This window comes from Streptomyces thermocarboxydovorans (genome assembly GCF_039524635.1).
GTDB lineage: Bacteria > Actinomycetota > Actinomycetes > Streptomycetales > Streptomycetaceae > Streptomyces > Streptomyces thermocarboxydovorans.
The window spans coordinates 62,836-76,035 of record NZ_BAAAGU010000012.1; the positions used below are offsets into that span (position 1 = coordinate 62,836).

The 13,200-nt window shown below is 73.8% G+C and carries 12 protein-coding genes; 8 read left to right on the forward strand and 4 right to left on the reverse strand.

All coding sequences use genetic code 11. From position 1 onward, the window contains the following. Nucleotides 1-96 precede the first annotated feature (96 nt). Complete coding sequence (locus tag ABD198_RS07805) at nt 97-2,367, reverse strand: MMPL family transporter (protein WP_343998805.1); 2,271 nt, start codon at nt 2,365-2,367, stop codon at nt 97-99. 122 nt (nt 2,368-2,489) lie between these two features. Beyond that, nucleotides 2,490-5,069: a SpoIIE family protein phosphatase gene (locus ABD198_RS07810; protein WP_343998807.1), complete on the reverse strand. Its 2,580-nt coding sequence runs from the start codon at nt 5,067-5,069 to the stop codon at nt 2,490-2,492. 172 nt (nt 5,070-5,241) lie between these two features. On the opposite strand from ABD198_RS07810, the gene ABD198_RS07815 reads away from it, so the two are divergent. Continuing rightward, nucleotides 5,242-5,820, forward strand: a complete 579-nt coding sequence (locus ABD198_RS07815; protein ID WP_343998809.1) for an AMIN-like domain-containing (lipo)protein — start codon at nt 5,242-5,244, stop codon at nt 5,818-5,820. 84 nt (nt 5,821-5,904) lie between these two features. On the opposite strand, the gene ABD198_RS07820 is transcribed toward ABD198_RS07815, so the two are convergent. After that, nucleotides 5,905-6,597 carry a GAF and ANTAR domain-containing protein gene (locus ABD198_RS07820; RefSeq protein WP_343998811.1) on the reverse strand — a complete coding sequence of 231 codons (693 nt, stop codon included), beginning with the start codon at nt 6,595-6,597 and terminating at the stop codon, nt 5,905-5,907. 344 nt (nt 6,598-6,941) lie between these two features. Between ABD198_RS07820 and ABD198_RS07825 the strand changes: the two genes are divergently transcribed. From ABD198_RS07825 to ABD198_RS07850, 6 genes are all read left to right on the forward strand, one after another. After that, nucleotides 6,942-7,208: a hypothetical protein gene (locus tag ABD198_RS07825; protein WP_343998813.1), complete on the forward strand. Its 267-nt coding sequence runs from the start codon at nt 6,942-6,944 to the stop codon at nt 7,206-7,208. Between the two features lie 222 nt (nt 7,209-7,430). Next, nucleotides 7,431-8,300, forward strand: a complete 870-nt coding sequence (locus tag ABD198_RS07830; RefSeq protein WP_343998815.1) for an oxygenase MpaB family protein — start codon at nt 7,431-7,433, stop codon at nt 8,298-8,300. Nucleotides 8,301-8,400: 100 nt separating this feature from the next. Further along, on the forward strand, nt 8,401-8,904 hold the full coding sequence (locus ABD198_RS07835) for an SRPBCC family protein (RefSeq protein ID WP_343998817.1): 504 nt from the start codon (nt 8,401-8,403) through the stop codon (nt 8,902-8,904). After that, a complete protein-coding gene (locus tag ABD198_RS07840) occupies nt 8,897-10,510 on the forward strand; it encodes a phytoene desaturase family protein (protein ID WP_343998819.1) in 1,614 nt (537 codons plus the stop codon). Before ABD198_RS07835 ends, ABD198_RS07840 begins: the two co-directional genes overlap by 8 nt. An 81-nt stretch (nt 10,511-10,591) precedes the next feature. Next, nucleotides 10,592-11,071 carry a hypothetical protein gene (locus tag ABD198_RS07845; protein WP_343998821.1) on the forward strand — a complete coding sequence of 160 codons (480 nt, stop codon included), beginning with the start codon at nt 10,592-10,594 and terminating at the stop codon, nt 11,069-11,071. A 4-nt stretch (nt 11,072-11,075) separates the two neighbouring features. Further along, the gene (locus ABD198_RS07850) at nt 11,076-11,972 is read left to right on the forward strand and encodes an SDR family oxidoreductase (RefSeq protein WP_343998823.1); all 897 of its coding nucleotides are present in this window, start codon (nt 11,076-11,078) and stop codon (nt 11,970-11,972) included. A gap of 309 nt (nt 11,973-12,281) precedes the next feature. On the opposite strand, the gene ABD198_RS07855 is transcribed toward ABD198_RS07850, so the two are convergent. Then, on the reverse strand, nt 12,282-12,431 hold the full coding sequence (locus ABD198_RS07855) for a hypothetical protein (protein ID WP_343998825.1): 150 nt from the start codon (nt 12,429-12,431) through the stop codon (nt 12,282-12,284). Between the two features lie 257 nt (nt 12,432-12,688). Here ABD198_RS07855 and ABD198_RS07860 point away from each other — a divergent pair, with 257 nt between their 5' ends. Continuing rightward, nucleotides 12,689-13,114 (forward strand): hypothetical protein, encoded by a 426-nt coding sequence (locus ABD198_RS07860; RefSeq protein ID WP_343998827.1) that lies wholly within the window; start codon nt 12,689-12,691, stop codon nt 13,112-13,114. Nucleotides 13,115-13,200: the final 86 nt, after the last annotated feature.

Below are 13,200 nucleotides of genomic sequence, written 5' to 3' on the forward strand. Positions count from 1 at the left end.
CCTGACGGCAGGCATCACGGCGGCGGTCCCCGCACCGGGGGCCTGCCGCCTCGCCGTTCCGGATCCGCCGTCAGGACTCAGTTTCCGGACCCGCCGTCAGGACTCAGGCGCCCCGGAAGCCGGCCGGGGGGCGTCCGTGCCCGCCCCCTCCGCGTCGATGTGCGGCAGGATCCGGTCCAGCCACCGCGGTGTCCACCAGGCGTGCCGGCCCAGCAGGGTCATCACGGCCGGGACCAGCAGCAGCCGCACCACGGTCGCGTCGATGAGCACGCTCACCGCGAGACCCAGTCCGAGCATCTTCACGACGACGTTGTCGCTGATGATGAACGCCGCGAACACGCTCACCATGATCAATGCGGCGCAGGTGATGACCCGCGCGGTGATCTCCAGGGCATGGGCGACCGCCGCCCTGGCGTCGCCGGTGCGCATCCACGCCTCGTGGACGCGGGAGAGCAGGAAGATCTCGTAGTCCATGCTCAGGCCGAAGATGATCGCGAACATCATCATCGGCACATAGCTCTCGATCGGCACCGTGCCGTTCACGCCCAGCGCGGGACCGCCCCACCCCCACTGGAAGACGGCGACCACGACGCCGTAGGAGGCGGTGATGGACAGGACGTTCAGCACGGCGGCCTTGACCGCGACAAGCACCCCGCGGAAGACGGCCAGGATGATGAGGAACGCCAGTGCGACCACCACGGCGATGATCAGCGGCAGCCGCTCGGCGACGATGTCGCGGAAGTCGACCTGCGCCGCCGTCGTCCCCGTGACATAGGTCTTGGCGTCCGTGCCCCGCACGGCCTGCGGCAGGGTGTCGTCCACCAGGCGGTTGGTGAGGCCGGTCGTGGTGGCGCTCTGCGGGGACGCCGAGGAGTACACCGTGCCGACCAGGACGTCCCCGTCCTGGGTGGCGGTCAGCGGCGTGACGACGGCCGCGCCCTGCACGCCGTCCAGGGTCTTCTGGGCCTGCGAGGCCAGGTCGGAGCGGTCGGACTGCGGCACGGACGACTGGTCGATGACGACGGTGAGCGGGCCGTTGGAGCCGGGCCCGAACGCGTCGGTCATCAGGTCGTAGGCCCGCCGGTCGGTGAACGACGTGGGGTCCGCGCCGTCGCCGATGTGCCCGAGCTGGATCGAGAACACCGGGATCGCCAGGACGGCGATGGTGGCCACGCCCGCCGCGAGGAACTGCCAGGGTCTGCGCTCCACCCGCTGCGCGTACCGGTGCCAGGTGCCGTGGGGCTCCGTCCCCGGCTCGGCGTCGGTCTCGGCCACCGGGCGGCGCACCCGGTAGCGGTCGATGCGCCGGCCGATCAGACCCAGCAGGGCCGGTACCAGGGTGAGCGCGCCGGCCACGGCCGAGACGACCGTGACGGCCGCGGCGAGCCCGAGCAGCCCGATGAACGAGACACCGGAGGTGAACAGACCCGCCAGCGCGATGATCACCGTGCAGCCGGAGACCAGCACGGCCCGCCCGCTGGTGGAGGTGGCGTGCCCGGCCGCCTCCACCGGGTCCCGGCCGTCCATGATGTCCTGCCGGTACCGGGTGATCAGGAACAGCGCGTAGTCGATGCCGACGCCCAGGCCGATCATCGTGGCCAGCGTCGGGGACACCGTGGCGAAGGTGAACGCGGCCGCCAGCAGCCCCAGGATGGCGAGCCCGCCGACGACGCTGATCAGCGCGGTCAGCAGCGGCACCACGGCCGCGATGACACTGCCGAAGCCGATCAGCAGCACCACGATGGCCACCCCGAAGCCGATCGCCTCGCTCACCCGGTCGTCGGGGGCGGGCCGGGCCAGCTCCCCGAGCGGACCGCCGTACTCCACCTCGACCCCGGCCTGCCGCAGCGGCTGGACCGCGTCGTCCACCCCGTGGAGGTAGCCGTCCCCCAGCGTGGAGGGCTGCACGTCGAAGCGGACGGTGATGTAGGCCGTCTTCCGGTCGGAGGAGAGCGGGCCGACGTTCGGCTGCGAGCCGTCCTGGCCGGCGCCGGACGCGGACAGCGGGTTCTGCGCCGACAGCACGTGCGGCAGCTTCTGCAGGTCGGAGACGGTCGTGGACATCTGCGAGCCGAACGAGGTCAGCTCCTGCTGTGCGTCGTGCAGCACGATCTGGCTGCTGTAACCGCCCGCCTGGGGATCGTGCTGCTGCAGCACCTCGATGCCCCGCTGCGACTGCGCGTCGGGCAGCGTGAAGTTGTCGGAGTAGTCCGCCCCGACCGAACGGCTCGACAGCTGAAGGGCCAGCAGCGCCGCCAGCCAGGCGACGATGACGACCACGAAGTGGTGCGCGCACCACTCGCCGAGCCGCCGCAACAGCCCCGCCTTCGGCTTTCTCCTGCTCCCGCCCTTGCGCATGGACGGCATGGGCCCAGTTCTCCTCTGGCCGGCCGGGCGATTCCCGACTCTGGGTCCATTACAAGCGGGAGGAACAATCCCGGCATCTCGGAAAAATCACCGAGGAGATGGCGGCGTCGCTCAGCCGCGCCTCAGCCCGGCCCCTCCTGGGGGCGGCCGAAGGCGGTGAGCAGCAGGGCCACGTCGTCCACCCGGTCCTCGGTGCGGTGCGCCGACTTGATGAGCTGGTCGGCGAGCTCCTCGACCGAGTCGGGGGCGCCGGCGGCCAGAGAACGGCGCAGCGTGTCGATGCCGGTCTCGATGTCGCTGCCCGGCATCTCCACCAGCCCGTCGGTGTACAGCGCGAGCACACTGCCGGGCACGAGGCTGAGCGCGGTGACCGGGTAGACCGCATCGGGCTGTACCCCCAGCATCACCCCGCCGACCAGATCGAGGACCTCGGTGCGGCCGTCGGGATGGCGCAGCAGCGGCGGCGGATGACCCGCCCGCACCGCCAGGGCGCGGCCGGTGGCCGGGTCGAGCTCGATGTAGCAGCAGGTGGCGATCGCGTCCGCCTCCAGCTCGGACAGCAGCCGGTTGGTGTGCGTGATGACCTCCTGCGGCTGGCGCCCGCTGGCGGCGAAGGCGTTCACCGCGCTGCGCAGCTGCCCCATGACGGCCGCGGCGCTCACACTGTGCCCCTCCACGTCCCCGATCACCAGGGCCACCTTGCGGCCGGTCCGGATCACGTCGTACCAGTCGCCGCCGATGGCCATGCCCCGGGTGCCGGGCAGATAGCGGCCGGTGGCGCGCAAGCCCTCGATGGCGGGCAGCCGGTGCGGCAGCAGCCCCTCCTGCAGCCCGCGGGCCACGGCCGACTCGTCGTCGTAGAGCCGGGCCCGCTCCAGCGCCTGCGCGGCCAGCCCGCTCAGCGCGGTCAGCGCGGCCCGTTCGTCGGGGGTGAAGCGGCGCCGGTCCGCCCAGCCGAGGATGCAGGAGCCCACCGCGTGCCCGGAGGCGATCAGCGGCAGGAACGACCACGAGTTCATCCGGTCCAGGGCGATCCCCGGATAGGCGCTGCTCAGCGCCTCGGGCGACTCGAAGAACAGCGGGAACCGGGTGGTCAGGGCGTGCACGCCGGGCAGCTCGGTGTCGAGCGGCACCCCCTCGAAGGCTTCGAGGAAGCCCTCCGGATAGCCCGACTCCCACAGCAGGTACATCCGTCCGTCGCTGACCGTGTAGAGGGCCAGCTCCTGGGCGCCGAACGCCGGCAGCAGCTGCTCCGAGACGGCCCGGCACACATCCTGGACGGTCACCGCCTCGGTGAGCACGCTGGCCATCTGCACCACGTGGTACAGCGCGCCCGCACGCGCCGGGGCGACCTGCTCCGCGGCCGCCGGGACCACCAGGTCGCCCGGCGCCGTGGACCGGCCTCCCGTGCGCGCCGCGGTGGGCGGCGCGGTGGTGAAGACCCGGCCGGTCAGGCCGCGCACCCCCGGATAGAGCACGAATCCCAGCCAGGGCCCGTCCGTGGTGTGCACCAGATACGACACGGGCTGCTGCGACAGCATCGCCGCCCGGTAGCGGTCCTCGTAGGCCGGGTCGCGCAGCCAGGTGATCACATGCCACGGATAGTGGCCGATCAGCTGCTTGCGCTCGCACCCCAGCAGTTCCAGACAGCGCTGGTTGACGTAGGTCACCCGGCCGTCCTGGTCGAGCGAGAACAGCCCGTCGGGCAGCCGCTCGGCGGCCTCGGCCGCGGTGGCCGACCAGGATGTGTCGACGAACGCGCCGATGAACAGCGGCCGGGACGGCAGCGAGCGCAGGACGTGCCCCCACAGCTCGAGCGGACGGTAGCGGGTCTGCCCGTCCTCGGCCGGTTCGTCCACCACCCGCAGACGCCGGGCCCTCACGAAGCCGGTGGTCAGTGCCTCGCGCCGGCTCGCCCGCAGCTCGTACCGGTCGTCCGGGCACACCCGGCTCTCCACCTCCGCCGAGGTGCCGCCGAACGTGGACGCCTCCAGCCCCAGCAGCTCCAGCGCCTCCTCGTCCATGTTCCAGCGGTCGGTGTCCAGGTCCCATTCGAGGCCGCCGATCCGCACGGCCCGCGCCGGCGGGGCGTGCAGCTGCACACTGACGGGATGGCCGTCGTACTCGATCTCCGGCACCGGGATGCCGGGGTGCGCGGGCGCCGGAAGGCCGTCCAGGTACTCGGTGAGCCTGCGCTCCATGGTCCGCCCGGCGGTCCGCAGCGCGAAGTCGACCTCCTCCGCGGCCACCGGGTCCAGGGACGCCGACCGCAGCACCACCAGCACGCCCACGGCCTCACCGCCCATGGTCACCGGGTGGTGGGCGGAGGCGAACGGGTACGGCAGCGCGGCGGTGAACTGGGGGAAGCGCAGCATCGTCGCCCGCTCGTCCGGCAGCCAGAGGCTCTCCCGGTTCCGGTAGGACTCGGCCATGGGCAGCGCGCCGCCCACCGGGACCCGCCACCAGGACCGCAGCAGCGAGCGCGGGACACCGGTCACCACACAGAGCACCAGGGAACGGCGGTCGGGCGAGCGCAGGTAGACCAGGCCGCCGTACCCGTTCAGCGCCCGGACGGCGGCCAGGACCGGTTCCGCGAGCGCGTCCTCGATCCGGGCCGGCCCTCCGGTCCGGATCCGCTCCGCGCTCCGTCCGCCCCTGCCTGTCCGCCGCGCTTCATCCGGTACCGCGGCTTCCTCTTCCATTTCGCGTCCTCCCGGTGCGGACGCACAGGATTCGTTCGCTCTTCACCAGGATGTGCCATGAGTGACGCGAAGGCGCGGCGGATGCGGCGACAAGGCCGGTAACAAGCGCAACCTTCGCCCCCAGTGGGACGTCTCACCTGATATCAGGCAGATGCCAGCCCGGGGGTCGAAAATGCTACGAACCAGAACGATCTGCGCGACTCTTGTGCTCGTCGGCGCCACGCTGGGGACCGCGGCGGTCCCGGCCGTCGCCACCCAGTCCGCACCCATGAGCGCGACGGCCTGCCCCACCGGCTGGGGCAGCCTCCCCAAGACCGACACCACCCCCACCACCACACCGGTGCGGGACGTCAGGACCGGGCGGCACTCCTGCTACGACCGGATGGTCGTCGACCTGCCCGGCGCGGGCCGCGACGTCGGGTACTCCGTCCGCTACGTCGACCGTCTCCACCAGGACGGTTCCGGCCGGCACATCCCGGTCGCCGGCGGCGCCGTCCTCGAGGTGCGCGTGGCCGCACCCGCCTACGACCCCGAGACGGGCGCTGCCACCTATCCCGCACGCGCCGGACGTCCGCTGCCGGGCGTCGACCTCGCCGGGTACCGCACCTTCCGGGACGCCCGGTTCGCCGGCAGCTTCGAGGGCGACACCCAGATCGGCCTCGGTGTCCGGGCCCGCCTGCCCTTCCGGGTGCTGCAGCTGACCGACCGCGTCGTGATCGACGTGGCCCACAACTGGACCGGCGCCCGCTGAGCCGGCCCCCGGTGCCGCACGGGCGCCCGGCCCTCCGGGGCGGGCGCCCGTCGGCGCGTCCGGGAGCGTTCGGTGCCGGTGCGCTCAGCCGGGTGGTGCTCCGGTCTCGCAGATCTGGCGGGCCACCTCGCGGAGCTTGGTGTTGGTGCGCTGCGAGTGGACGCGCAGGATCTCGAAGGCCCGGTCCTCGCTGATGTGATGGCGGCCCATGAGGATGCCCATCGCCTCGCCGATCAGATGCCGGGTGGCGATGGCCTCCTGCAACTGCGCGTCGGACCGGGCGGTGGCGAAGGCGACCGCCGCGTGCGAGGCCAGCAGCCAGCCCGCGGTCTCGCTGTCCCCGGTGAACATGCCGGGCTTGCGGGAGTACATGTTGAGCGCGCCCAGCTCCTCCTCCCGCGTGTACAGCAGGAACCCCATCATGCTGCCCACGCCCAGCTCCCTGCCCTGCGGCACGAAAACCGGCCACCGGTCGTCGCCCGTCGTGAAGTCGACGATGCGGAACACCTGCTCACCGATCTCCGGCCGGGCCACGTCGAAGCAGGGCCCCTCCCGCAGCCGTTCCTGGAGGCGGTCGCTCTCGGCGACCATCTCGTCCGTCGGCGCCAGCGACCGCACCCGGCGGCCCTGGAGCACCAGGATGCCGGCGGCGTCGCAGCCGTCCACCAGGTCCACCGCCGAGCCGGTGATCTGCTTCAGCGTGTCGTCGAGGGTGTGCTCGGCCAGCAGGTCACGCGCCAGGGATGCCATCTGCTGTGCGAAACCCCGCCAGTCCACGGTCCGCCTCCCCGGCCGATCCGGTCCGTCTCCCCGTCCCATGGTGGCACGCCCGGAGATCGCTCACCCGCCCCCGCGTGAGGTTTGAGCTGCGCCTCGGCCCGGACATTCGGTAGCAGCGGTCCGCGCTCGCCGCGGCCACGAGTTCCCAACAGGGACGCACGTGCGTCGGGAGGTTCAACCGGCCGTCGATCAACGTTGAGAAGTCGCCCGCAAGCAGACGCTTCGGTCAGTGATCCAGCCGTGCCGGAAGAACCGGACCCGACGCACCCTACGCAGCCCCCGAAGATCCCGAAGGGCCAACTCCAGAGCCAAATGTCAGTGCCGGATGCCACCCTGCCGGTATGGACGAACTGGAGTTCATGCGGGGCCGGGTCTACGGGGCGGATCACGACGATCCCGGCCCGCGCGAGGGGCGCGCGTACGTCGAGCTGGTGGGCGGTCCGCTGGACGGCCTGCTGCTGGACGTCACCGATCTGACGCGGGCGGAACGCGAGGAGGGCGTCCGCCTGCGCACCGAGATAGGCCGCTACGGAGCGGGCGGCCGCGCCGTCTACGCACCGCGCGGCACCGGCGACCGGGTGTTCGAGTGGCGCGGCGACATCCCTTGAGCCCCCAGGCCGCGTAGCGGTGACAGGGGTGGGGCAGGTGTACGCGTAGAGGCACCAGGTGGGACAGCCGTACGCCCGGGGCATCACGCACGCCGGGGACGGAAGGAGCGTCACGCACGCCGGACGCACGCAGCGTCGCGCACGCCAGGAAGTGGGAAGTGCCACGCATGCCGGAACGCGGGAAGCGTCGCGCACGCCGGGACGCGGGAAGCGGAGGGAGCCATGGGACTCCTCTCGGACGGGGGCTCGGTGCTGCGCGACCGCATCGGCGGCGCGATCCTCACCCGCGTCGCCGGACCGGACGGCCGGCTCAACCGCGAGCGGATCCACGGCACACCAGGCCCGCGCTGGTTCGGAGCGGACCGGCCCGTGAGGCGGGTGCACGGCGACGCCTCCATGTTCATCGGCGGTCTGGCCGCCCTGCTGCTGCAGTCGCTCCACCCGCTGGCCATGGCCGCCGTCGCCGGCCACTCCGGCTTCCGCGGCGACCCCTGGGGACGGCTGCAGCGGACCAGCACCTTCCTCGCCGTGACCACCTACGGCACCGCCGACGCCGCCCAGCAGGCCGTCGAACGGGTCCGCGCCGTGCACCGCACGGTCCGCGGCATCACCTCCGACGGCCAGGAGTACCGGGCGGACGACCCCCGGCTGCTGTGCTGGGTGCACATCGCCGAGGTCGACTGCTTCCTCCGCGCCCACCAGCGGTACGGCGCACGCCCCCTGGACGACGCCGGCTGCGACGCCTACGTCGCCGACATGGCGCGGGTCGGCGCCGCACTCGGCGTCGTCGACCCGCCGGCCGACCGCGCCGGACTCGAGGAACGGCTGGCCGCCTACCGCGGTGAGCTGCGCGCCACCCCGGAGGCCCGCAGCACGGCACGCTTCCTGCTGCTCCACCCGCCCGTGCCGCTGATCGCCCGGCTGCCCTACGGCGTCCTGGCCGCCAACGCCGTGTCGCTGCTGCCCGCCTGGGCCACCCGCGCCCTGTGGGTGCCGCGCCTGCCCCCGGCCGAGGACGTGTGCGTACGACCGCTGGGCACCGCCGTCACCGCGGGCATCCGCTGGGTCCTGCCGCCGCGCGACGCCGCGTAGCGGGCGAGCGAGCGGTTCGCCGGGCCGCCTCCGGTTGACCTCCGCCACACGGGGCACTCAGTGCTGACCGGAGCCCCTTGAAGGACATTGGGAGGTCGTCGTGGCGGTCCGACATCGGCTGATCAGAACGAGCCCGCAGATCGTCTGGTCCGTCCTCGCGGACGGCAGCCGCTACGCCCAGTGGGTGGTGGGCACCGAGTCCACGGAACCCGGGCACGGCCACTGGCCCGACCTCGGATCGGCGATCCGCTACACGGTGCGCCTGGGCCCGGTGCAGCTGTCCAACACCACCGTCGTACGGCGCTGCGTCCACGGCGAGCAGCTGGAACTCGAGGCCCAGGCGGGGGCGCTCGGCACCGCGCGCATCGCGATCGAGCTGCGCCCCTGGGGCCACCACTGCCTCGTCATCGTGGACGAGCACCCGCTGCACGGCGTCGGCGGCACCCTGCACAACGTGGCCGTGGACGCCTTCATCCAGCTGCGCCACCGGGCCATGCTGGCCCGGCTCGCCGAGCTGTGCGAGGAGGTGGCCGCCGAGGAGGAACGCCGCCGTCCGCTCGGACAGGTGGTGCCGGACCCGGGAGAGGGAGCCGCCCGTGCCTGACGCCGTGGTGATCGGGGCAGGCCCCAACGGGCTGGTGGCGGCGAACCTCCTCGCCGACGCCGGCTGGAGCGTGCTCGTGCTGGAGGAGCAGCCCGAGCCCGGCGGAGCGGTACGCCACGACCGGGGCGTCGACCCCGACTTCGTCAGCGATCTGTGCAGCTCCTTCTACCCGCTCGCCGCGGCCTCCCCGGTCCTCACCGCGATGCGCCTCGAGGACCACGGCCTGCGCTGGAGCCACGCCCCGCACGTCCTCGCCCACCCGCTGACCGACGGCCGCTGCGTGGTGCTCGACCGCCGCATCGACGTCACCGCCGCGTCCCTGGAGGCCTTCGCACCGGGCGACGGGGCCGCCTGGCGCGAGCTGTACCGGATGTGGCAGCACCTGCGGCCCTATGTGATCGACGCGCTGTTCACCCCGTTCCCGCCCGTGCGCCCCGCCGCCCGGCTGGCCCTCCGGCTGCGCGCCGCCGGCGGGCTGCGGGTGGCGCGCACCCTGGTGCTGCCGGTCCGCCGGATGGGGGAGGAGGAGTTCCGCGGCGAGGGCGGCGGACTGCTGCTGGCCGGCAACGCCCTCCACGCCGACCTCGCCCCCGAGGCGGCGGGCAGCGGCGGCTTCGGCTGGCTGATGGCCATGCTCGGGCAGACCTTCGGCTTCCCCGTGCCGGCCGGCGGCTCCGGCGCCCTCACCGAGGCCCTGGTCCGCCGGCTGCGCTCCCGCGGCGGCGAACTGCGCTGCGGGCAGCGCGTCACCCGCGTCCTGGTGCGCGACGGACGGGCCCGCGGGGTACGCAGCGCCTCCGGCGACACCGTCACCGCCCGGCGGGCCGTCCTGGCCGACGTCTCCGTGCCCGCCCTGTACGGGCAGCTCGTCGCGCCCGAGCACCTGCCGGGCCGGCTCCTCGACGACCTGCGGCGCTTCCAGTGGGACTTCGCCACCTTCAAGGTGGACTGGGCGCTCGACGGGCCGGTGCCCTGGAAGGCCGAGCAGGCCGCGGGCGCCGGCACCGTCCACCTCGCCGACGGCATCGACGAACTCACCCGCTTCTCCGCCCAGATCGCCATGCGGCAGGTGCCCGACCGCCCCTTCTGCCTGTTCGGCCAGATGACCACCGCCGACCCGTCCCGCTCACCCGAGGGCACCGAGTCGGCGTGGGCCTACACCCATGTGCCCCACGACATCACCGGCGACGCCGGCGACGAGGGACTCACCGGAACCTGGGACGCCGAGGAGCGGGAGACCATGGCCGACCGCGTCGAGCGCCAGGTCGAGCGGTTCGCACCCGGCTTCCGCTCCCGGATCCGGGCCCGCCGCATCCTCTCGCCGCCGGATCTGCAGGCCCTCGACCGCAATCTGCACGGCGGTGCCCTCAACGGCGGCACCACCGCCATGCACCAGCAGCTCCTCTTCCGCCCGGTCCCCGGCACCGGCCGCCCCGAGACCCCGGTGAAGGGCCTGTACCTGGCCTCCGCCGGAGCCCACCCGGGCGGCGGCGTGCACGGCGCCGCCGGCGCCAACGCCGCACGCGCCGCGCTGCGCCGCCGCCTCGCACCGGGACTGCCGCAGGCGCAGCGCCTGCTGACCCGGCGGTCCGGCGAGCGCGACTGACGACGACCGAACGCACACGCGACTGACGACCACCGAACACGAGGGGACGGACGACCGCATGCGACAGACGGAGGCGAGACGATGACCGGTCACGACGGCGACGGCCCCGACCGCGCCCATCAGCGTCCCGAGGGGGTCAGCGACGAGACGGTGGAGGCCCTCGGATCCCTGTCCAAGGCGCTGGAGACCGTCGAGCGCGCCCGCGGGCACCTCTACAGCTTCCACCAGCTCACCGGCACCGCCGACCTCGAACTCGACCGCACCGTCGAGCTGCTGCGCAAGGCCGGCCACCCCGAGTGGGCGGAGACGGTGCGCACCCAGGTGCTGGGCCGCAACGTGATCCCCGGGCACTGGACGTTCCAGATCGTCGAGGCCTACGACAGCACCTACTACCAGCCTTTCCGCGAGCTGGAACGAGCCGCCGTCGAGGAACTGGCCGAGGGCCGCGACCATCTCTACGAGGCCGAGATGAAGGAGGCCCGCCGCACCGCCGGCCACCCCGACCACACCGCCCGGCCGGCCACCACTCCCGCCGACCGCACCGGCACCCAGGAACGGTAGGACCATGAAGGCACCGCTGGCGGGCCCGAACCCGCTGCTGGACCGCACCGTGGTGGTGACCGGCGCAGCCCGGGGCATCGGGGCCGCCGTGGCCCGGGACCTGGCCGGACGCGGCGCCCGGCTCGCCCTGCTCGGCCACGAACCGGACGAACTGCGGGCCCTCGCGGCCGGACTGCCCACCCCGGCACTCGCCCACGAGGTGGACGTCACCGACCAGGCCGCGATGGAGCGGGCCGCCGCCCTGGTACGGGAGCGGCTCGGCGCGCCCTCCGCCGTGGTGGCCAACGCGGGCGTCGCCGAGGGCGCACCCTTCGCCGACTCCGACCTCGCCGCATGGCGCCGCATCATCGACGTCAACCTCAACGGCAGCGCGGTGACCGCCCGCACCTTCCTGCCCGACCTGTTCGACACCCGCGGCTACTACCTCCAGGTCGCCTCGCTAGCCTCCTTCGGCGCCGCGCCCATGATGAGCGCCTACTGCGCCTCCAAGTCCGGCGTGGAGGCCTTCGCACACAGCCTGCGCGCCGAAGTGGCCCACCGGGGCGTCGCCGTGGGCATCGGCTACCTCAACTGGACCGACACCGGGATGATCCGCGACGGCGACCGCTACCCGGTGCTCCGCGAGCTGCGCGGCCACATGCCGCCCCCGGCCCGCCGCGTCCACCCGGCCGAACTGGTCGCCGCACGGCTGGCGTCGGCGGTCGAGCGCCGCAGCACCGCCGTCTACATCCCCCGCTGGCTGCGCCTGGTGCAGGCGACCCGTGCGGCCCTGCCGCCGCTGGTGCTGCGGGTGTCCCGCCGCGCGCTGGCCCGCCTGGAGCCGGAGGAGCCGCTGCGCCCCACCGGCGCCCTGGGCGCCGGCGGGCAGGCCGACCGGGCCGCCGCCGGCCGGAGCGGATGACGGCTCTCGCATTTCCTATTGGGCCCCGGAGTGCGGGCGGTCCGGCCGGCGGCCGTCCACCACCGTGCCGGGGCTGGCGGCCGTTCACCGCCCTTCCGGGCCGATGGCCGTTCCCCACGTGCCGGACCCCGCGGCCGTCCACCACCCTCCTGGGGCCGGCGGCCGTTGCCCCACGTGCCGGGACCGGCGGCCGTCCACCACCGTGCCCGGCCGGCGGCCGTCCACCACCGTGCCCGGCCGGCGGCCGTTCCCCACATGCAGGGGCCCGCGGCCCTTCACCACTGTGCCGGGCCGTCCGCCCGGCCGGTGTCAGTGGCGCTTGCCGCGGAGCTTGTCCAGCAGCTTCTGCGCCTGATCACGGCGCTTCGGGTCGGCCGCCGCGCGACGCACCTGCTCGGCCGCGCGCCGGCCCTGGGGGCTCTGCGCGAACTGCTTGATCCGGTCCATCATGCTCGCCATAGGGGGCTCCTCTCCTCGCACGGCCGGTGACCGTGCCCTGTGTCGTCCAGTGTCCTCGCACAGGGCCCCCTACCCCTCCCGGCGCGCCCGAGACCTCACACCGGGCCTCCGGCCGGATCCGGGGCGATCGCTCACCCTCCACATGCCGTCAACTCCGCCTGCTCAGGGCGTGATTGGGTGACCGTGCCCACACCCGCCCCGCCACCTCCGCTGCGCCCGGCGGGTTTGCACCGGGAATCGCAGGCAAGTCGGTGTGCATGAGTGAACCGGACAAGAACTCGCAAGCGAAGAACCCCAAGGAGCGCACGGCCGCCAAGGCCCGCAGGGCCACCGACAAGGCGACCGCCCCGGCCGGGCAGGCGGCGAAGGACACCGGCGCCAAGGCCACTGACACCGCGTCAGCGGCAGTGACCGGCACCCGGCGCGCCGCCCAGGCCGCCGAGGGCGCCGCGCAGAGCGCGGTGAAGGGGGCCGAGGCGGGCCGCCGCGTGGTCGTCGCCACCTCCGGCCAGGTCGCCGCCGGTGCCAAGACCGCCTGGACCGTGATCGCCAATCGCAAGCTCGTCGCCGCCGGCGTCGGTGCCGGACTCACCGCGCTGAGCGCCGCCTCGTACGCGGTCGGCCGCCGCGCGGAACGCCATGCGCACGGTCCTCTCACCAGGTGGACCGGCGGACGCATCTGACCGACGGCCACGACCGCCGACGGCACCGGCGGCACCCCGCCGGCACGGCGCCAGGGGCCCGCTCGCGCGAAACGTCCCTGACAAGG

Coding starts and splice junctions, on each gene's coding strand:
- ABD198_RS07805 (WP_343998805.1), bottom strand. CDS start 2,367: ATGCCGTCCATGCGCAAGGGCGGGAGCAGGAGAAAGCCGAAGGCGGGG.
- ABD198_RS07810 (WP_343998807.1), bottom strand. CDS start 5,069: ATGGAAGAGGAAGCCGCGGTACCGGATGAAGCGCGGCGGACAGGCAGG.
- ABD198_RS07815 (WP_343998809.1), top strand. CDS start 5,242: ATGCTACGAACCAGAACGATCTGCGCGACTCTTGTGCTCGTCGGCGCC.
- ABD198_RS07825 (WP_343998813.1), top strand. CDS start 6,942: ATGGACGAACTGGAGTTCATGCGGGGCCGGGTCTACGGGGCGGATCAC.
- ABD198_RS07830 (WP_343998815.1), top strand. CDS start 7,431: ATGGGACTCCTCTCGGACGGGGGCTCGGTGCTGCGCGACCGCATCGGC.
- ABD198_RS07845 (WP_343998821.1), top strand. CDS start 10,592: ATGACCGGTCACGACGGCGACGGCCCCGACCGCGCCCATCAGCGTCCC.
- ABD198_RS07850 (WP_343998823.1), top strand. CDS start 11,076: ATGAAGGCACCGCTGGCGGGCCCGAACCCGCTGCTGGACCGCACCGTG.
- ABD198_RS07855 (WP_343998825.1), bottom strand. CDS start 12,431: ATGGCGAGCATGATGGACCGGATCAAGCAGTTCGCGCAGAGCCCCCAG.
- ABD198_RS07860 (WP_343998827.1), top strand. CDS start 12,689: ATGAGTGAACCGGACAAGAACTCGCAAGCGAAGAACCCCAAGGAGCGC.